The organism is Rhizobium sp. S163 (genome assembly GCF_030380805.1).
Taxonomy (GTDB): domain Bacteria; phylum Pseudomonadota; class Alphaproteobacteria; order Rhizobiales; family Rhizobiaceae; genus Rhizobium.
Map to the genome: position 1 here is coordinate 364,230 of NZ_JAUDSA010000037.1, position 19,537 is coordinate 383,766.

General features: G+C 57.3%; 15 protein-coding genes and 2 pseudogenes. 4 read left to right on the forward strand and 13 right to left on the reverse strand.

Annotation, left to right across the window (positions count from 1 at the left end; all coding sequences use genetic code 11):
- Window positions 1-116 precede the first annotated feature (116 nt).
- The 5 genes from QTL96_RS28695 to QTL96_RS28715 all read right to left on the reverse strand — a co-directional run bounded on the left by QTL96_RS28695 (window position 117) and on the right by QTL96_RS28715 (window position 6,883).
- Window positions 117-1,835, reverse strand: a complete 1,719-nt coding sequence (locus QTL96_RS28695; RefSeq protein ID WP_289730117.1) for a CocE/NonD family hydrolase — start codon at window positions 1,833-1,835, stop codon at window positions 117-119.
- A gap of 5 nt (window positions 1,836-1,840) precedes the next feature.
- Window positions 1,841-2,842, reverse strand: a complete 1,002-nt coding sequence (locus tag QTL96_RS28700) for an ABC transporter permease (RefSeq protein WP_289730118.1) — start codon at window positions 2,840-2,842, stop codon at window positions 1,841-1,843.
- The gene (locus tag QTL96_RS28705) at window positions 2,835-4,334 is read right to left on the reverse strand and encodes a sugar ABC transporter ATP-binding protein (protein ID WP_289730119.1); all 1,500 of its coding nucleotides are present in this window, start codon (window positions 4,332-4,334) and stop codon (window positions 2,835-2,837) included. Before QTL96_RS28705 ends, QTL96_RS28700 begins: the two co-directional genes overlap by 8 nt.
- The gene (locus tag QTL96_RS28710; RefSeq protein WP_289730120.1) at window positions 4,331-5,380 is read right to left on the reverse strand and encodes a sugar ABC transporter substrate-binding protein; all 1,050 of its coding nucleotides are present in this window, start codon (window positions 5,378-5,380) and stop codon (window positions 4,331-4,333) included. The genes QTL96_RS28705 and QTL96_RS28710 overlap by 4 nt, the downstream gene beginning before the upstream one ends.
- A 75-nt stretch (window positions 5,381-5,455) precedes the next feature.
- Window positions 5,456-6,883 carry an arabinose isomerase gene (locus QTL96_RS28715; protein WP_289730121.1) on the reverse strand — a complete coding sequence of 476 codons (1,428 nt, stop codon included), beginning with the start codon at window positions 6,881-6,883 and terminating at the stop codon, window positions 5,456-5,458.
- 256 nt (window positions 6,884-7,139) lie between these two features.
- Between QTL96_RS28715 and QTL96_RS28720 the strand changes: the two genes are divergently transcribed.
- Window positions 7,140-8,021 carry an AraC family transcriptional regulator gene (locus tag QTL96_RS28720; protein ID WP_289730122.1) on the forward strand — a complete coding sequence of 294 codons (882 nt, stop codon included), beginning with the start codon at window positions 7,140-7,142 and terminating at the stop codon, window positions 8,019-8,021.
- Window positions 8,022-8,117: 96 nt separating this feature from the next.
- On the opposite strand, the gene QTL96_RS28725 is transcribed toward QTL96_RS28720, so the two are convergent.
- The 5 genes from QTL96_RS28725 to QTL96_RS28745 are packed head-to-tail and all read right to left on the reverse strand — an operon-like array spanning window position 8,118 to window position 11,637.
- A complete protein-coding gene (locus tag QTL96_RS28725; protein ID WP_289730177.1) occupies window positions 8,118-8,810 on the reverse strand; it encodes an MOSC domain-containing protein in 693 nt (230 codons plus the stop codon).
- Window positions 8,811-8,824: 14 nt separating this feature from the next.
- The gene (locus QTL96_RS28730) at window positions 8,825-9,538 is read right to left on the reverse strand and encodes a glutamine amidotransferase (protein ID WP_289730123.1); all 714 of its coding nucleotides are present in this window, start codon (window positions 9,536-9,538) and stop codon (window positions 8,825-8,827) included.
- Window positions 9,535-10,320, reverse strand: coding sequence for a TlpA family protein disulfide reductase (locus QTL96_RS28735; RefSeq protein ID WP_354669154.1), 786 nt, complete (start codon window positions 10,318-10,320; stop codon window positions 9,535-9,537). The genes QTL96_RS28730 and QTL96_RS28735 overlap by 4 nt, the downstream gene beginning before the upstream one ends.
- Window positions 10,235-10,954, reverse strand: a complete 720-nt coding sequence (locus QTL96_RS28740; protein WP_289730124.1) for a hypothetical protein — start codon at window positions 10,952-10,954, stop codon at window positions 10,235-10,237. The genes QTL96_RS28735 and QTL96_RS28740 overlap by 86 nt, the downstream gene beginning before the upstream one ends.
- Window positions 10,955-10,995: 41 nt before the next feature.
- The gene (locus QTL96_RS28745; RefSeq protein ID WP_289730125.1) at window positions 10,996-11,637 is read right to left on the reverse strand and encodes a MarR family winged helix-turn-helix transcriptional regulator; all 642 of its coding nucleotides are present in this window, start codon (window positions 11,635-11,637) and stop codon (window positions 10,996-10,998) included.
- Window positions 11,638-12,046: 409 nt separating this feature from the next.
- Here QTL96_RS28745 and QTL96_RS28750 point away from each other — a divergent pair, with 409 nt between their 5' ends.
- Window positions 12,047-12,637, forward strand: a complete 591-nt coding sequence (locus tag QTL96_RS28750; RefSeq protein ID WP_289730126.1) for a TetR/AcrR family transcriptional regulator — start codon at window positions 12,047-12,049, stop codon at window positions 12,635-12,637.
- Between the two features lie 43 nt (window positions 12,638-12,680).
- On the opposite strand, the pseudogene QTL96_RS28755 reads toward QTL96_RS28750, so the two are convergent.
- Window positions 12,681-13,018 (reverse strand): annotated as a pseudogene (locus QTL96_RS28755) (IS5/IS1182 family transposase); the annotation flags it as partial.
- A 55-nt stretch (window positions 13,019-13,073) separates the two neighbouring features.
- Window positions 13,074-13,265 (reverse strand): annotated as a pseudogene (locus QTL96_RS28760) (histidine kinase); the annotation flags it as partial.
- A 221-nt stretch (window positions 13,266-13,486) separates the two neighbouring features.
- Between QTL96_RS28760 and QTL96_RS28765 the strand changes: the two are divergent.
- Both QTL96_RS28765 and QTL96_RS28770 read left to right on the forward strand, forming a co-directional pair.
- A complete protein-coding gene (locus QTL96_RS28765; protein ID WP_289730127.1) occupies window positions 13,487-15,631 on the forward strand; it encodes a histidine kinase dimerization/phosphoacceptor domain -containing protein in 2,145 nt (714 codons plus the stop codon).
- Window positions 15,632-16,378: 747 nt separating this feature from the next.
- On the forward strand, window positions 16,379-18,226 hold the full coding sequence (locus tag QTL96_RS28770; protein ID WP_289730128.1) for a HAMP domain-containing methyl-accepting chemotaxis protein: 1,848 nt from the start codon (window positions 16,379-16,381) through the stop codon (window positions 18,224-18,226).
- A 652-nt stretch (window positions 18,227-18,878) separates the two neighbouring features.
- Here QTL96_RS28770 and QTL96_RS28775 read toward each other — a convergent pair.
- Entirely contained in the window at window positions 18,879-19,427 is a 549-nt protein-coding gene (locus tag QTL96_RS28775) for a sensor histidine kinase (RefSeq protein ID WP_289730129.1), read from the reverse strand.
- Window positions 19,428-19,537: the final 110 nt, after the last annotated feature.

The window sequence follows — 19,537 nt, forward strand, 5'->3', positions numbered from 1 at the left end:
CTAGATGTCTATAGCGCGTATTTCGGGTTAGATTTTCATCAAGTTGATCAAACCCAACCTGGTATAAGCGAGCGACAGGCGAGTAATTCAAGATGATGGGACAAGCGACAAAGCATTTAATTCGGCCCTGAGAGCGACGACCATGAGTGCGCACTTTCTACTATCGGCAGCTTCAGACAGCTTGGAAATGCTGTCCCTGAATAAACAACCTGAGTGGCAGTCCTGAACTTGGATTCATCGGCGAGCGTCGAGGGCACGCCGGATTGAGGGTTACGGTCAAATCGCGGGAAATTTGAGGATGCAATTTGCAGACGCAAGCGGTGTCCCTTTTTAAACAAACGGCTGATATGACCGAGACGGATCGTGACCTCGACTGGCCCCTCGCCAGTCGCAGTCGGTCTCCACCGAGCGATACCATCTACGACACCGAGACTGCGGCCCTCTAGATCGACCTCACACAATCTTGCAGTCCAATCGCAAGTAGGAGCAGAGGACGTTACCCAGAGATTTGTTGACACAAGACCAGTTACGTCCAAATCGTCTCGCAAGGGCGGGCCGGTGAATACGATTACATCATCTCGCGCTTCGACCTTGAATTGCTCAATCGGGCCGGAATTTCGTCCCTGTAGAAGCCCGGGAAGAAATGTGGCGCCACCGGCGCTTGGCACTGGCGATCGAGGATCAGAAACGAAGCTGGCGCTTGCTGTTGATGCCGGCAGCGTATCCAGGCTGTTACGTTCGCAGTTGAGAAAATGAGAGACCAGGGTCGTGCCCGGCAAAGGCCAATCCGGAGCTGCATGCCAGCTATTCGATCCTGAACGAAAATAGCGGACCACTGGTGAAGCTGGTTCGCGGCCCGTCAGTATGTCGTCAAAGAAAGCGAGGTTTTCTTCAGGAAGATCGACAGTAGAGGCCGCATAGCCCAGCCATTCGCTTCCCTGCCAATCGCTCGGATTTCCATGTGACCATGGGCCGATGATCAGGCGGTCTGGCATGTCTCCGTGATCCGGCCACCTCGACTTGGCTTTTGCAAACAGCTCAAGGGATCCTTCGAGAAAGATGTCGTTCCAGCCTGCAACGATCAGCATTGCTGTCTTATTGTGCTGTGCCCAGCCACCGGCCTCGATAGTCCGTTCGCCGCCTATTGCCTCTGGATCAAACCACTCACGCACGTAGGGTGCAAGCTCGCTCAATGCACTATCGAGAACGGGAAGCCGATCAAATGCCGAGGCAGGGTCCTGTTGGAGACGCTGGAGAAGATCCAATGCGCGTTCTCGTGCACCCGGCGGCATTGTCTCCAATCGATGCTGGAGGTGATCGGGGCCGAGCGACTCGATTATCCACAACAGCGTGAATGCCAGTTCCAAGGCGCCGCCGCGGTACATCCAAGTGTCGTCGTGGCGCAGCGTTGTGAGCTGTGGCGCGACCGCTGATAGACCGGGTGGGTTTTCGGACAGCGCTAGCACCTGCGTGGCGCCGACATAGGATGCGCCGAACATCGCGACGTTTCCGTTGCAGAACGGCTGCGACCGAAGCCAGCCGATCGTATCGGCGCCGTCGCGTCCTTCAAATTCGAAAGGGACGAAATCGCCGCCTGATTGGTAACGCCCACGCGTATCCTGTATCGCGATAGCATAGCCGCGACGAAGCGCCGTCTGAAACTCGAGCGCCGAAATATATTGCGACCCGAAGGGCGTCTCCTTTCGATAAGGTGTCCGTTGCAAAAGCACCGGGCTGGCTCCTTCCGTTGCCGGAAGCCAGATGTCGGTTTTCAGGACGACGCCGTCGCGCATCGTTACGTCCACGTTGTCAAGCAGCTTGAATGTCGCCTGCATCGCTCTCAACGCCCCCCGACGAGACGCTGACGAAGCTGGTCGAAGGAAACGGCGAGAATGAGCAGGATGCCGGTAGCGGCCTGCTGCCAGGAGGAATTGATGTTCATCAGCGTCAGTCCATTGTTCAAGACGCCAACAATCAGCAGGCCAATGACTGTGCCAAACATCGTGCCGGTCCCGCCCTTCAACGAAGTTCCCCCAAGAATGACCGCCGTGACGACGGCAAGCTCCAGGCCGAGACCGGTCGTGCCGGACGTCGATCCAAGCTGCGAGGCGCTCATGAGCCCGCCGAGACCTATGAAGGCGCCAGATAGAAAAAAGCTCAGGAACACCACGCGCTTCGTTTTGATGCCGACCAAGCGGGCAGCGTTCTCATTGGCCCCGATTGCATAGATGGACCGGCCGAAGACTGTGCGTTTCAGAACTATCCCGACGACTATGGCCACCAGCACAAAGACGAGTGCGGAAACCGGGATGTTGAGGAACGGTCGCCAGATTGCCCAGTCGAAATTCGATATCAGCAGGTTCTTGCCACCACCGATCGATTGGGTCAGCCCTCGGAAGATCGCAAGGGTCCCAAGTGTCGTGATCAGCGCATTGACGCCGATCTTGGTAACGAGGAAGCCGTTGATGACCCCGATAGCCATGCCGACGAGCAAGGCGAGCGCGCTCGCCGGTACAACCCCAATACTGTCTGCCGTCAGCGCCATCACCAGCGCGACGAAGGCGACGCCACTGCCTACCGATAGATCGAATTGACCGGCAATAAGCAACATCGTTCCACCGGCGGCGAGAACGCCGGTGATCGAAAGGGCAGTGATGACATTGACCCAATTGCCCCAGGTCAGAAAGTATGGCGAGTTGAGCGAGAAGAAGACAATCTCTGCCAAGAGGAAAGCGAGCAGCGCCGCCGATTCCGGAGCCCTTCTCCAGAGCGGTGTTTTATCGCGGCTTGGATCGATATCTGTCATGGCCGTCATCGCCTTGGAATGCAGATTGTCATGCATGGACACCGCCTCCCGCGGCTTCGGTCAGGGTTTCAGTCGAAATTTTCTCGTGGGGTATTTCCGCGACCATCTGTCCGCGGACCAGGATCAGTGCCCGGCTGGCCACTGCATTGATGTCTTCGTAGTCGGAGGTCGCGATAATGATTGCGTGGCCTTTGGCCGCCAGTTCAGCGAGAACGCGGTAGATCTCCTGGCGGGCGCCGACATCAACACCACGCGTCGGTTCTGTGAGTACGAGGATTCTAGAGCCCGCCTCAAGCCAACGACCGAGAAGAACCTTCTGCTGATTGCCGCCAGACAGCTCGGTAATGGTCTGATTGCCGGAGGGATCCGCTTTCACGCGAAGTTCACGATGCCATCGGGCATAGGCGGAACTCAGCCGCTCGCCGCTCAGTATTCCGTGCCTGGCCAATCTCGACCAACTCGGTGCCGAAAGGTTTTCCGCCAATGTCATGGTGCGCAGCAGTCCTTCACTGGCGCGGTCAGCCGGCAAATGGCCGATCGAGGCGGCGATCGCCTCGGCGGGGTGCCGGAAGTGCTTTGGGCGTCCGTCGACGAAAAGCGTGCCGCTGTCGAATGGTCGCGCGCCAACCAGGGACGCTGAGAGCTCCTGAACCCCAGAGCCGACCTTGCCGTACATGCCGAGAACCTCTCCGGGTCTCAGCGTGAACGAGATATCCGAAAAAGCATCCGAGCCGAGATGAGCGACCTCCAGTACCGGGTTGGTCGCCAAAGTGGGGGTGACGAGCAAATGACGGGCATGGGCAACTGCCCGTCCCACCATCGCCTCGATCACCTGCTCCTGATTGACCTGGACGGTTGGGCGATCCAATGAAACACGGCCATCGCGCAGAACGCAGACCCGGTCTGCGAGTGCAAAGACCTCGTCGAGGCGGTGGGTAATGTAAAGAACAGCCGCGCCGCGTTCGGCCAGGCGCCGGATCAACTGGAAGAGTTTGCGCGCTTCCGCGTCCGAGAGTGCTGCCGTCGCCTCGTCGAAAATGATGCATTTCGATGCGCCAATCGTCGCGCGGGCGATCTCGATGATTTGGCGCTCGCCGAGGCGAAGGTTTGCGACCTTCGCCTTTAGCGGCAGTTCAGCGCCGAGAAGGTCAAGTGCCTCTCGTGCCATCTGCTGCATCGCGCGTCGATCGATGAGCCCGCCTTTGGTTGGCCAGGCGCCGAGAACGATGTTCTCGGCAACCGTGAGAGTAGGTGCGTCTGCGATCTCCTGGGCAATCAGCCTTATGCCAGCTTGTCTTGCATCGCTGACGCTATGGAAAGATGACGCCTTGCCATCCACCGCTATCGTTCCTTCGTCTGGCCGGTGGTCTCCGGCCAGAATGCGCACGAAGGTAGACTTCCCGGCGCCATTTTCCCCAAGAAGCGCTGTTATCGTGCCGCCGGCGAGATCGAGGTCCACGCCATGCAGAACCTCGACCGGGCCGAACGATTTCCGGATGCCGCGGACGGCAAGGAAGTCCTTCGTCATTTGCAGGCGTACTCCGGGTAGACCTTGCTGACATTGTCAGGCGTGATCAGCTCGTGCGGCACCAGGATCTGGCTATTGATCTTCTCGCCCTTGATGGCTTTTACCAGGTTCGGTACGATCAGCTCTGCATAGCGCTCGGGGAAGTAGGCAGCCGTGGCTATGAAGTGCGGAGCTGTCCAGATCTGGCAATTGTCGGGATCGAAGTTCTGAACACCGAGGTAGAGGTCCTGGTTGCGACCCTGCGTGCGAGCTGCGGCAAGCGCTGCGGTGATCACATCCTCATTGATACCGACAGTGATAATCTTGCCGGCGCCCGGCAAGGCGGTCAGCGTATCGGTAAACTGTCGCTGTGCGGCGTCTGCCTGACCCCCAGCGCCAGTGTCGATGATGCGCAGGTTCTGGACTGGCCCGCACACCGCTTCGAACGCCTTGCGGATGCCGCCCATGCGCTGGTCGTTGACGACGCCCACGGCGGTGGATTCCAGCGAGATAAACGCATCGTATTGGCAATTCGAGTTCTTCGCGAAATACATGCCCAGTTCGTGGCCGACGATCTCGCCGGCATAAGAATTAGCCGCACCGACGAAAGCTGTTTCGCAAGGCTTCTGCTGGATATCGATCGCGATAACCGGAACCTTAGGACCTTCGGCGCAGATATTGGCGGCGGCGGCTGCATCTGCCTGGAAGGTGATGAGGCCATCGACATTTTGCGTCTTGAATTGGCGCACACAGGCGAGCGCGGTTGCCGCATCCATCTTGGAATCGCAGGTTACAAGCTTGAAGCCGGCGGTCTCGGACGCCTTTTCCATGCCGCGCTGCAGCGCATCCGTGAAGGGAACGCCGAGGACAAGCTGCGTGAAACCGAGGGTCAGCCCCTTGGCGCTGCCGGGAGCAATCGGTTCGAATTTGGCGACTTCGGCCGGCGGCGTCGGCGCCGGGGCGTCCAGATGAACTTCCGCCGAATTTGCCACCTGGCCGGCGAGTGCCATGGCGGCGGTGACCAGAAGCCATTGGCCTCTTAGCGCAAGCTTCCTTATATTTTTCATTGGCATTTTCGGGTCCTCCTCACCCTGTTGAACTCTATATGGCGGTCTGTACCGTATCGTCGTCTTTCGCCGTCCTCAGCAAACCTGGACCACTTCAAGATCGAGAAGCTTGCCGAGCTTATTAATTTTTGTAGCGATATGCCCGACGCCAACGGCGCAATGGTGCGCCGGTCCCTGCGCATTCCAGTCTTCGACGAAACGGCGCGCGCCGATATCGAACCGATAGCGGCTGTTGGTGTTGCCGATCTCCAGCACCGGCCCTGACACAGACTGCCCTTCGGCGCAAAGCAGAACGATCCGTCCGTCTCGCTCGATCACGGAAAGAAGCGTCACCGGACCATGCTTGACGGACATCTCGACGCTGACGCCGGATCCAACCTTGCCATGATAAACCTTGAGCGGTTTGATCTTGGTCTTTCCTTGCGCAACCTTGATATGACCGGGCCCATCATGTCCCATCAGTACAACGTCTTCCAGGAAGTCCATGGCGTAGTATTCGGTAAACGATCCGCCAGCACCAAAGCTGTCCAAGATCTTCATCGCCTGGACGTTCTTCACCTCATACTCGCCGGCCACCGGGACACCGTTGGCCGTCAGAATTGAGCAGCCGACGATCACCGAGGTGATCACGTCCTCGTACTCATGGCCGGGCGTCGATTCATAGTAATAGGCAAGAGAGCCGAGATCCTTGTTGTCGACAAATTTCCTGAGTGCAACCGCTGTGCGGGCAGCCCGTCTCAATTCGCCAATGTCGCACTCAGGGTCGATGTCGAATGCATCCTTGATTGCTTCCAGCGACGCCTCTAGCTCGTCTTGCGTTGTCTCCCGCCTCAGGCGGGCCAACTCGTCAATCTCGACAATTTCAATATGCGTGCCGAAAGCAGCCGTGTGTGCGGTCAGGTCAGAGTATATATCAAGCATGCCGTTGTAGTAGCGACCCATGACGCCCAACCTGTTATGTGCCATGACATGAGCGACACGTGCTGCATCGATCCAGTCGGCAATCTCGCGGTCAACGATCGCGTCGCCGTGCAACATGCCGGTGATCTGATGAAAGGCCACGCCCGAGCGGCGAAAGACGTTTGCGATCTCCGGCACCGGGCAAGCGCTGCAGTAGGCCAGCCATTCGCCGGTCATCTTCGTCCGGTCGCCGAGGGCATTGAAGCTGCGGTAATCGATCGCGGCTTCGGGCTGCAGGTTGAGGATCACGACAGGAACGCGTGCACGTCGGACGGCAGGCAGGACCGTGGACGACAGTGCATAGGTCGTAACGTGCAGAAAGATAATATCGACATCCGCCTCACGGAAGCGGTGGCCCGCATCCAATGCTTTTTCGGGGGTGTCAATCAGTCCGAGATTGACGACATCGATATCGGGACGGGCCAGCTTCTCAGCCATCTGGCCGACATAGCTCGAAAGTCGTTCCTCCAAGCCTTCGAACTGCGGCCAGTATGTTGCCAGTCCGATCCCGAACAGGCCGACCTTTAGCTTGCGGTGCGTCATGCGCGCTCCGCCGGTAAGCGGCAAAACACAGCGCTTTGCGGTAGGCTCGCGCCGACCACGTTCGGGAATGATGACACTGTCTAATCTCCTCCACGGCCGCAGAAACTTACGGCTTGGCTATCGCCTTGGTCCGCCAGCTTTTGCCGTCGGCTCCATCCTCTTGGTGAACCGTAGCATCAGAGATAGGAGTTGACATCACGATCTTTTCTTCAAAAATGATCTGAAGCATACAAAAAATGATCATCTGGCGAGATGCATGGCTCAGAACTATTCCCTCTATTTGCCCGATAATCGGCTATGTTCTGCTTGGGGATGCACCGCGATCTCTATTGGGCATACGAAAATCATGCCTCATTCTGAGTACCCGCCGATCCGCCATCCGGACGATCATCACTTCGACTGGAAGCGAGGCCGTATCCTGCAGGCGTATCAGGTGATCCTGATCTCGGAAGGGCAGGGACTGTTCGAATTCTCACACCGTGGTCGCACCCAACTCGTGCAATCGGGGTCAATCGTTCTGCTCTTTCCTGGCGTCTGGCATCGCTTTGCTCCCGATCCAGAGCTTGGCTGGACCGAAAACTGGATCGAATGCCGCAGCACTGCCTTTGATTTTGCCCGCACGGCTGGATTGATCGACCCGGCTCGGTCTGTGTTGCCCTCAACCCCAGAATTTGCCGAGGTGTTCGAGAAGATCCACGGACTGGCGATTGAAGAAGGTCTCTCCAACCAATCACTGATCTCAACGCTCGGCCTGCAATTATTGGCGCTGCTTTCCAAGCAGAGCGAACTCGCGTCAGCGGCGCCGGCCGACCGGCTCGTGGAGCGGGCGCGTGTGTTGTTGATGGAGCGGTGTACTCAGCGCGTTTCCGTGGAAGACCTCGCTGAAGAACTAGGAGTAAGCTATTCGCACTTCAGGCGCGTCTTTCGTGAAAAGACGGGCATCTCGCCCAAGCAGCACCTGGTTTCACTGCGAATTCGAAGGGCGCAGGACATCTTCGCCAATACAGATAAATCGGTGAAAGAGGTGGCGGGGTTGCTCGGTTTCAGCTCCGCCTTTCATCTCTCAACACAGTTCCAAGAGACGGTGGGGTGCAGCCCCTCAGCCTTTAGGCAATATTCAGTCACCGAATTGCCGTGAGCTCGATTTCATTTGAGAAGTTGGCGCTTTTTCACTCTCGTCGATCTATCAAGAAGTGTCGATAGCTCGTATCTTTCAGAGCGTCGACCATATGTGCTACCCCTGAATGCCTTGCAATCGTCTCGTCCAATCTTCCACCTTTCCACTTTCCAGTCGTTTAGCAGCGTGAGCACGCCAGCCGGAGGCCAGGCGGCTGAGGCCTGCGATGGCTGCAAGTTCGGATCGGTCGAGCGTATTGACGTAGAACGTGCTCCAGATACGGGCAAGCGTCCATTCTGGAGAGCGACGCTCCAAAAGCGAGAGATGGTCGCCAGGGACGACGGTCCCGGGCTCTATCACCCGATAATACCAGCCGGTACGCCCGGTCTCCTGGACTTTGCGGGCCATGGCCCTTTGCGCGAAGCGTTCGTTCAGCTTCCAGCAGGGTTGCCGGCCCTGGCTGATCTCGATGACGGCACTGCCCAGCCTGAAGACGTCACCGATGGCGGCTTCCTCCTCCGTTAGGCCCAACGTTGCGATGTTTTCGCCGAATGCTCCCGGGTTTGCGAGGATCGGCTGTTCGCCGAACTCCCGTGTCCAGAAAGCATAATGGTCGAAAGGATAATGATGGACTGCCTTTTCCGGGCCGCCATGCCTGTCGGTGTCGCCCTGCATGTCGCCGACGAAGCCGGCCTCCGATAGTTGCAGCGGTACTGAGACCTCCGATTTGTCGATGCCGCTCAAAACGCCTTTCGGGCCGAGCGGTGCAACCGCACCGATCCGCAGACTGAGAACCGGCAGGTTGGTCATGTCGTTTGCCGGCGTCATATCGCCCGTTCCGTCTTGAGGCCGGCGAGCCACTCTCGAAGCAGCGCGCGGGCAGCCGCCGCCAAAGGCGGGCCATATCGTGCAGCGTCGCGCCGCAAGGCCGCGATATCGATGCCGGCCGATCCGAGTTCGGCGGCATGGCCGACCAGCCAGCGCTCAAGGTACCGATCGGTTTCGGCCTCGGGGTGAAACTGCAGGGCGAGCACGTTCTCGCCGATCGAAAATGCCTGCTGCTCGACCAGGGCAGAGGATGCCAGGTTGGCAGCACCCAACGGCAGGCTATAGGTGTCGCCATGCCAATGTAGAACGTGGACGTTCTCAAGGTGCTTCAACGGGCTCGACATTCCGTCGTCGGTCAGCATGAGCTTGGAAAAGCCGATCTCCTTCAAGCCTGTCGCGAACACCTTTTCGCCGAGGGCTGCCGCAATCAGCTGAGCGCCGAGGCAGATCCCGAGTGTCGCCAGGCCGCCTTCGAGCCTTGTGCGGATGAAGGTACGCTCGGCCTCTAGAAACGAATAATGATCGTCATAAACCCCGATCGGCCCGCCGAGGATGACGAGAAGATCGGGCGCAAGTGGATCGCCGGCGCAGAAATCGAGATCGCCGACGTCGCTGTATCGGATGTCATAGCCGGCGTCCGTCAAAGTATCGGCAAAGAGGCCGAGATCTTCGAAATGCACGTGCCGGAGCGCTAGAACGGTTTTTGTCATGGTTTGTTGTTCATTTCTCGGGTCGTTGTAGGAATATCGCATCGACCATCGGCGCAGCCGGCTTCGGACCGGTCATTATGCGCCGGAATGGGGGTTGCGAGCGCCATGGCGATCCGAGCGCCCACAATCATGTCCTCCGCGACGCCGAAGGCATGATGGAGAAGCGTACCGCCCCGGCCGATCAGCACCGAGGAGGGAGTTCCACGCAGGCCGAAGCGACGCATCGTGACCGGAATATCCGAGGTGCCATCGGCCATATCGACGCCGACCGGCGATGTGATGCCGTATTCGTGGAGGAAGGCCCGCAGCGTGACGGGCGACATCGCGGCATGATGTTCGAAAACTGTATGGAGGCCGATTACCTGCAAGTCGGTGTGAGAAAACAGCTTTTCGATACGCTTGACCTGCGGCAGGGCGTCGGACACGCAACCGGGGCAAAGCAGCTGGAAGCTGTGAAGAAAGACGGGACGGTCTCGCAGGCCCGCCAGCGTCAACGGCACTGCCGTGTTGAACCATTCATTGACGGCAAGCTCCGGCACGATATGCGCTTTGGGTGTCGCCCTGCCTTCGGTTGCTGTTGCCTTGTTCGGGGCATCGGGGGTAAAACTGCCCATGTTCTTTCTCTCTAATAGCCTGGAGGGGAGAATATGCCGGTTCGTCGATGGCAGTCGACGAACCGGCGCGCATTTCACGTCATCACTTGGCGGGTTCGACCTTGCCCGGTAGGCTGAGATCACCGGACGCGACCTTGAAGACATCGCTGACGCATAGAAGCGGCGCATGCAGGTTGCCGTTAACCTTCAGACCAGCTGTCACACCGTCAAATGCCGCGCCCTTGATGCCGTTAATCAGCGAGAGCGGTATCTCGACGTCGACCTCATCGCCCGTGAAGGTCGTCGGATAAGCCGGGCTGTCGATCAGAAGTGGAACGCCCGGCCAGGTCGCCGGCACTTTGGGCTTGGTGTCCTTCGGGATATCCACCACCTTCAGCCCGGCGCCGCAGGCCTTGTCCTTGGCAAGGACGACCCAATGGGAATGCCAGACATGACGGTTCTTGGTGCCATTTGCGCCATCATCGAAATCCGGGTGGAAGGTAACGGCAAGTGCGACGATGCCTTGCTTCTTCTCGAAGCCGACATCACTGCTATCGAGGCTGGTTGGCCAGACATAGGCATAAACGCTCGAACCTTCGAACTTGCCGGTTGCATCAGGCTTGTCTTTGCCGGCCTCGCCGCGAACGCGGGTGGAAAAGACCACCTTGTCGCCCTTGGTCGTGATCTTCGTTTCGATGATATCGAGCGAGGCGTTGACCGCCTGGTTCGCTTTCGCCTTGATTGCGTGGGCGCTCGCAGTCGACTGGCATAGCAGCGCCGTTCCGGCGACGACGAGCGTGCCGGTCAAAAGTGATCTCAACATATGGATGGTTTCCTTTCTCTTTGTTGCCTGGAGGCGTTCGTTTATCCCGCTTGAAATGCGTCCCAGGTGGCAGCCCGGGACGTGGGATCGGCTTGTTCGTGTTCGCGGCAATCGACGCGGAGTTCCCGCTGGCCGAATGGCGCATCAACGAAATGACAGTGGTGGGGCTTGTCGCTCTCAGGATGGGCAAATGGGTCGAAATAGCGACAGGTGACGCACATGCGCTGGACGGGAATGGATTTCTCCTCCTGCAACCCCCGGATCATCGTGACCAGCGTCACCAGCAAAGTTTCCTGCGCCGCATCTCCAAGAGCGCCGATGGCCCTGCCGATCATGTCGCTCTCGGTCTCCTGGCTCACAAGCGTTACCCCTTTCGTGCTCAAACGCACGCTGACCGATCGCCCGTCGGTAAGTCCTGTCCGTTTTTCGACATGCCCCTTCTTTTCGAGTGCATTGATGGAGTCCGTCGCCGTCGGCTGCGATACACCGAGATGAGCGGCAATTTCTTTCACGCCAAGCCCATCTACTCTACCTTCGAGAAGAACCAGGATTGCAAGCTGCGTCGGGTTCAGACCGAGTGTTTTAGCCCTTTCCCACTCATCGGCTCGCAAAGCGGCGGCCACCCGCGATAAGCCTTCACGAATGCGAGAATTGACGGAGTGGGCGTTCTTTGGTGTTTCCATGATAATTAAATATAGGAATCCTATCTAATTGGCAAATGGAAACTTGTGTGATCTCGCAATCCGCAGAGATGGGCGTTCTTCAGACAAAGCGCGGGCCCGTCAACAATGCGCCCGGCGAGGCACTGACGGGCTGCAAATCAGCTGCTCATGACCGCTGCTATCATGATAGCAGCAAACGCGATCATAATGACGCTGCTGAGAACAAGCATAGGTGGCGGCCACTTCTCTGGCGAAGCTACGCGCAGAAGGCGAATGATGTAAATGAAAACACCCAGAAACTCGCGCGTGGCGCTATGGATACGATTTTTTCGGCGTGGCTCGTTGCGTGGACGAGACTGGCAACGAAATAAATGTATTGGCGAATGCTACCAATTGACAGTCCGCGCTACCGAAAGGTAGTCAGATTGACATGAGTGATCTTTCGACGACATCTGACAAAATCCTGTCTACCGCGCAGAGCCTCATCTTGAGCGGTGGTTATAATGGCTTTAGCTTTGCCAACATCGCAGAGCTCGTCGGCATTCGCAAGGCAAGCATCTTTTACCATTTCTCAACCAAGGCCGACCTCGTGCGAACGCTGGTGTCACGCTACCGCAAGGATGCGCAGGAGGGCGTTGTGGCGCTGGAACTCAAGGTACCGGAGCCGCGCCAGCTCTTGAACGTCTACGTGGATCACTGGGCCGAGTGCATAGAGGACACCAGTAGGCCGTTCTGCGTTTGCGCGTTGCTTGCAAGCGAATTGCCCTCACTGCCTCCGGAAGTCGCCACGGAAGTTACCTCGTTCTTTCAGTTCGTGTCAAAGTGGCTGACCTCTGTGATGGAGCGGGGCGCACAAGACGGCACCTTGAGCCTTACGAGCGCGCCAGATGCCGAGGCCGAGGCTTTCATGGCCTGCGTCCACGGCGCGATGCTTTCAGCCCGCGCCTATCAACAGCCGGCGGTGTTCTCGACGGTTCTCGCGCCTACACTAAAACGGCTCTCGAGGACCGCCGCTCAATAATTGCCCGAGCTGCGTTTAGCCCCAGCGTAGATTGCGTCCGAGTAAACTTGTTGGCTCTGTTGAGGAACCTTTCGACAAGGTTCCATTGTCGATAAACGCAGCGCGAGAATACCGAAGAGCCTCTGCGGTTTGCCTTCGGCGCAATATTGGCCCACGCCTTATGCTCGGCCGCGTTGGCTAGGATGGCATCGGTGTCGTAGCGCTATCACCTTCGCCGAGGTCGTAAAGCAGTGCATCGGACTGGGTGCAGTCGGCGACCTGACGGTCGGTCATCCGCACGTTGACGGCGCAACCTTCGGCATCGACGCGCGAGTGAATTTTGCTCGTAAGCGCGCCGCGAGAGCGGCACACACAACTCTCGTATCGATCAACTTTTTCATGGCCGCATACTGATGAATGCGAACATAAGTTGGGTTTCTTCATTTTCGGCCCTGAAGTAACCAGTCAATCGTTCGAATGCCGCATTGCAGCAGATGATCGGGTTATCGTTCTGATTTGGATCGGTCACGATCATAGGAATGCGTGTCGCTTTAAAGGCAGCTGCAAAAGGATCTTCCCGGATACGTCCTGCAACAAGCCGTTCTCCGGCGTCGCGGGCGTCCATATTCATATTTTCCCGAGAAGTCATGACGTCCCTGACTGATACTGGCGCAAGCTACAATGAAACGGCACGGCCTTCGTTCCATAAAGCGGAGGATATTTGTTCGATAGCGTACATTTCCCCTCGATATGTCATTGTTAAACGACAGTCCTCCGACAGGATGTTACGTCGAGAACGCAAAGTTCCGACGAACTGCCGGTCCACGCCTTCCGTACGCGGTCGAACGCATCAGCGTCAGGAGGCGGTTTATGAACGACGCCATTTCTTTGAAATCAGACTTCACATCCTGCGATCTAGAGCAAATCCACATCCCAGGCTCCATTCAGCCCCATGGTCTCATGCTTATCGCCAATCAGATGGACGGGGCGGTGATTGGGGTTGCTGGGAACGTGGAGGGCCGCCTAGCCAAGGACTGGGCTGGCAAGCGACTCGCGGATCTCATCGGCGAAAAATGTTATGAAAACGCAGCGAAGGCACGCGAAGGCTTCGTCGTGGTTCTCGGCCGGATCGAAAGTGTGACCGGGGGCCTCAATGCCGTCGCCTACAGATCGGGTGGGAACCTGGTCGTCGAACTTGACGACGCGAAACAAGACGCGCTCCTAGACGCAGCGTTTCTCTTCGACCTCGACGAGGCTGTCAGCGTGTTCGAGCGTGCGCCCAATATCGAAATCCTGTGCCGCCAGGCCGCGAAGACGTTCAGGAAACTGACGGGATATGGCCGAGTGATGGTCTACCAGTTCATCGACAACGATGCCGGCGTGGTGGTTGGAGAGAGTCTCGACGACGCTTCCTCAAGTTTCATGAACCACCATTTTCCTGCGTCCGACATTCCGAAGCAGGCGCGTTCACTCTACATTCGCAATCGGGTCCGGGTTATTCCCGACGTCAATTACGCGCCCCAGCCGATCCGTTCAACATCCGAAGATCTCAGAGTGCTCGACTTGAGCGACTCCACGCTTCGCAGCGTTTCGCCGGTCCACATCCAATACTTGAAGAACATGGGCGTCGCCGCCTCCGCTTCGATCTCCATCATCAAGGACGGCATCCTTTGGGGGCTGATTGCCTGTCATCACCACGAGCCGCGCGAAATTCCTCTCGGCATTCGTGTGGCTTGCCAGGCAATCGCCGGCTCTCTCTCGCGTCAGATCCGCGCAAAGGACGAGGCTGAACTCTACCGTGAGCGCCTGCGCCTTCGCGCTCAGGAAGAGGCGGCGATTTCTAAGCTCGGTGAAGATGGAAGTCTTGGAGAATTCTTTGAGAAATCGGGAGGCGAACTCGCCGCTCTACTGGGAGCCGATGGTTTCGCAGCCGTGCAGGGCAAGGACCTTTTTACCTACGGCAACTGCCCCGACAACATCGACATCCGCACGATTGCAGAGTTTGTCCGCCAGCCGGCATCTATGCAGCCTCTTGTCACAGCTAGCTTGTCAACACGTCTTCCCGAAGCCATTGCTTATGCCGACAAGGGCAGCGGCCTTCTTGCGGTGACAATGTCCACCGAGATACCTACGATATTGATGTGGTTCCGGGCCGAATATCTCCAAGTACTGGAATGGGCTGGCAATCCGCATAAGATGGTGCCGGCGGACTCACACGCGATTCTTAACCCGCGGGCGTCGTTCGAAGCCTGGTCGGAGCAAGTGCGAAACAAATCCAAGCCCTGGACGCATGGGGAAGTCGAAGCGGCAAGCCGCATTGTCAAACTGATGCTCGAGCACCGTAACAGCCTGCGCATTCGCGAGCTAAATCGCGAACTGACGACGACGCTAAAGGAGAACGAGAACCTTCTAAAGCAGAAGGACTTCCTGCTGAAGGAAGTGAACCACCGGGTGCAGAACAGCTTGCAGCTCGTTGCCGCATTCTTGCGTTTGCAGGCGAAGGCATCCGGCGACGAAAACGTTCGCCTGCAACTCGACGAGGCCGATAAGCGGCTTAATGCCGTTGCTCTCGTTCACCGACGACTTTACCGCGATGACAGCGTGGAATTGATCGACCTCTCCCGTTATCTCGGTGATCTTGTCACGGAAATTCAGATAACCATGGACGAAAACTGGAGGCGGCAATTCGATCTCGACCTGGCTCCAATCTTGATCGCGACGGACAGGGCCGTGAGCGTCGGCCTCCTTCTAACCGAGCTCGTCATCAACGTTCAGAAATACGCCTACGAAGGCCATCCTGGACCGGTTTCCGTAAAGCTGGAGCAACATCGCGGAAGTTTCCGGTTGATAGTCGCGGACAGTGGCGTTGGAAAGTCTTTGAGCATCCGATCAGGCTTCGGAAAACGGATGCTTTCAGCGGTCGTCGATCGCCTGAAGGGCCATATCGACGAAGAGGACAATCGACCCGGCCTAAGGACAGTAGTAACCGCGCCTATTTCCGTTTTAACTACTTAACTGGAGGAGGCGAAAGTAGGTTCTGTACGCGACTTCCTGGCTTCCTTGTGCAAGATGGGGCAGACTGATCTCAAACGGGCTCACGCACCGACGTCACTAGGCCAAGGTAACCTTTCTTGCTGGCACGTTGCCTGTACCAAGAGCGAAGATTGAGATGACGTTGCTGAGGCCGCCAGCGACCACGAGCCAGGAATGCGGGCCAATTGGCAGAGCGTTCGGTAAAGTGATCTTCGAGGGGAACAGTGACCTCCAGAGCGCTAGCTAGAAGCCGTTCACGCGAAGAGTTGTTTGCTACTGCCACCGCTCGCGCGGGAGACGGGCGGCGAAAGGCGCCTGAAGGCATCCAGTCTTCGAACCAAGCTGGAGAGGATCGTGTTTCCATTACAAAACAATGGATCCGCAGCTAAGCCGAAAACGGCTCAATTTCAGTGACAGCGGTTGGAACACGCCCACGGCCGGCTTGCGCCGCTCCTCACGTCGAATGTTAGCGGTTGAGTGTCTAGAGTTGAATTATGCAATCAATGGGGTGAGTGGCCCACTTTTCTTTGTTGCTAATGGTTGCATTTGGTTGCAATGCGAAAAAGAGTGAGCGGATTTAATTAAAAATCAATGTGTTGACGTCCCTTTTGCTGCTCCAGGGATCGGTAGGCCGTACGAAAAACAAAGCGCGAAATGAGCCGCGCTGGGTCCCGGCAAGCAAAATGACTTTGCTCCTTTTAATGATACGCAATCTGCGAAAGCACAGTCATGAAACGCCCCACCATCAAATCTGTCCTCATCGGTATCTTTGCCCTGCTTGCCGTTCTCTTTGGAGTAACATCTTTCGTCGCGATCGACGGTATCAAAGTGCTGAACACGTCGATGGACAACTATTCGTCCAACATCGCTCCAAGTATCGAGGCGGCCAAGAATATCCAGCTGGCCCGTCTTCAGATGCGCGGCGGTTTCGAGGATCTTTTGCTTTCCGAGACACCTCAGCAGATTGCTTCTGGCAAGGATGCAGTTCAGCAGAAAGAAATGGAACTGGATGCGGCGCTACAGACGTATGAACCGCTGATTTCGTCGGATGCCGAGCGAGCGAGCTATTCGGCGCTTGTCCCTCTTGCAAAGCAGTATGTTGTTCTCGGCCATCAGATGATTGATCTTACGGTCGCCGGTAAGCAATCCGACGCGCGTGCGCTGTTCATGAATGTCATGTCCCCGCTGGCAGTTCAGATTTCGGCAAAGTCCGAGGAACTTATCGCTTTCAATCAAAAAGAGGGGAAGGCTGCCGTTCTTGAAGGGGATGTCGCTTATGACAACACCCTGTTCGTGGTGTACAGCGTTTTAGCTGCCACAGCGGCGATCGTTGCTGGATCGGCGTACTTTGCATTGGTCGGCATCGCAAAGCCGGTTCAAACCATTACCGCCTCGATGACTGCACTAGCTGGCGGCGACACTCAATCGGCAATTCCTTTCTCAGGTCGTGCGGACGAGATAGGCGCAATGGCCTCTGCCGTTGAAGTGTTTCGACAGGCCGCGGTTGCAAATCGCTGCTTGGAAGCGGAGGCCGAAGCCGCTCGAGCGCAAGCTGAAAGCGACCGTGTGCGTTTGGGTGTTGAAGCTGAAGAAGCAGCGCAGGCGCGCCTTAATGAAGCAACCGCGGGTCTGGCAGCAGGTCTTAAGCGCTTGGCCGCCGGAGATCTCGCCTTTGAGCTCACAGATCCGTTCGCTCCAGATTTCGAGGCGTTAAGACATGATTTGAACGGCGCCGTCGCTCAGTTGCGCAACACGCTTCGTACCGTCGCGCACTCTACGACATCGATCGATACCGGTTCTCGCGAGATCAGCCAAAGCGCTGAAGATCTCTCTCGTCGTACCGAGCAGCAAGCAGCCTCACTTGAAGAGACAGCGGCAGCGTTGGATCAAATAACGGTCAATGTTTCAAACTCCAGCAAGCGTGCCGATGAAGCGCGCACGATTTCGATCGAAGCCAATCGTAGCGCGGCGCACTCCGGCAGCGTAGTTGCGGACGCCGTGAACGCCATGCAGCGCATCGAGACTTCGTCTACGAAGATTTCAAACATTATCGGTGTCATTGACGAGATTGCTTTCCAGACCAACCTTCTTGCGCTTAACGCAGGCGTTGAAGCTGCCCGGGCGGGGGAAGCGGGCAGGGGCTTTGCTGTTGTTGCGCAAGAGGTTCGCGAGCTTGCTCAAAGATCGGCCACTGCGGCAAAGGAAATCAAGGATCTGATCAGCAACTCGACCTCTGAAGTCGAGAGCGGCGTCAAGCTCGTGCGCGACACCGGAGAGGCCCTTAAGACCATCGAACAGCACATCGTTACGATCAACCGGCATATGGAGGCGATCGCGACATCGGCGCGTGAGCAATCGACGGGCCTGAGCGAGGTGAACAGCGCAGTCAATCAAATGGATCAGGTGACGCAGCAAAACGCTGCGATGGTCGAGCAGACCAATGCTGCAGGATCGACGTTGGCAAACGAAGCAGGGCGCTTGCGAGAGCTTATTTCCCAATTCCATCTAGATGATCGGGCTCCTAAAACAACGTCAAACGGATATGGTGTTGAGTTCGAGTATCGGCGCGCAGGCTGACTTTGCACTACAGTAGGACCGGCTGGCTGATGCTGGGCGGTGCTAAACGCTTGTGGCCGCTATGTGTTGCGGCCGCAGCCGTCGGATGGGTCTCCGGAAGATGCATGCGGACTTCTAGCGATGCACATCGGTCGATGCTTGCCACCCCGAGGCTTGGGTGGCTCTAGCTTGGGTCAAACAGTACGCCCGAGAATCCCGAAAAATCTAACTTTTGCCGGGTTGGAGGAGAAATGGGCCTAGAGGAGCCGGAAAACCCGGACTAAAACACAAGGGCCAAGCAACGCGACTGCGACTTCCTTGACCGTTGCCGGCTGCCAGATCCTCAGCATCGATTCTTCCAGTAAGCGTGTTTCTCTCCATCGATAACGCTGCCATCTGTTCAAATCAGTCACACTGAGGTCGGCTTGTTGATAAAGGTGAGGGCAGCTCCCTTCCAGGCGTGAAAGTGTGATGACATCGACACGCGTCATGGCGTCGTGAGCCCGGGGCGCGCCCTGCAGCCTACCGTCGCGGACGCCGTCAAAAGTGATGATCACAACAAAAGAAGTACAGCCCAGTGCAACTACATCTCGACAAGTGTCGCGGCCCATTTGGCTTGCGACTACTCTGCACTGCGAAGCTCGACAAGCCGAGCGCTGGTCTCACACATCAGTCAGGTGTGATTATACGCGACAATCTCGTCACCTGATCCACCCAGCCCGGCACTAATCAATCTTGACCCGAAGCCCCGGCGTTCTGGTTTGACAACAGCCGGACCTCTGGTTTCTCGCCAGGTTAGGCGCAAGACGCCATGCTCGTACTTCCCCTCCACGCGCCAAGTGAGGTCTACGCTTCCACCACCAACCGACAGCGACCCCTGCTTGAGAGCGTCTGTGGTCAGCTCATGCAGCAAAAGAGTAACGTTCAGCGCAACCTTTGAACCGATCTCGACATCAGGGCCCTCTATGTGGATGCGTCCCGCCACACCAGCGCTGCTCACAGCTGCCAGCGCTACATCGCCTAAGAGTGCGGCTTTCCAATTCGATTGCAGAAAAATGTCGTTCGCGGAACTAAGAGCCATCAAACGCTGTTGCAGGGTTTGCACCTGTGCTTGATCGCTTAAGCCCCGCAAGGTGTGGGACGTAATGGCCGTGACCATCGCGAAAAAGTTCTTGGCGCGATGGCCGAGCTCGTCGGAAAGAAGCTTCTGCAGCACCTGCATTTCACAGAGCTTCGCGACACCCGTCTCAAGCGCCCTTTCGCGCTATCGCAACGCTTCCTGGGCCATCGTTCGCTCAAGAAGACGGCAGCCTACCGTGCCAGGATGTCCAG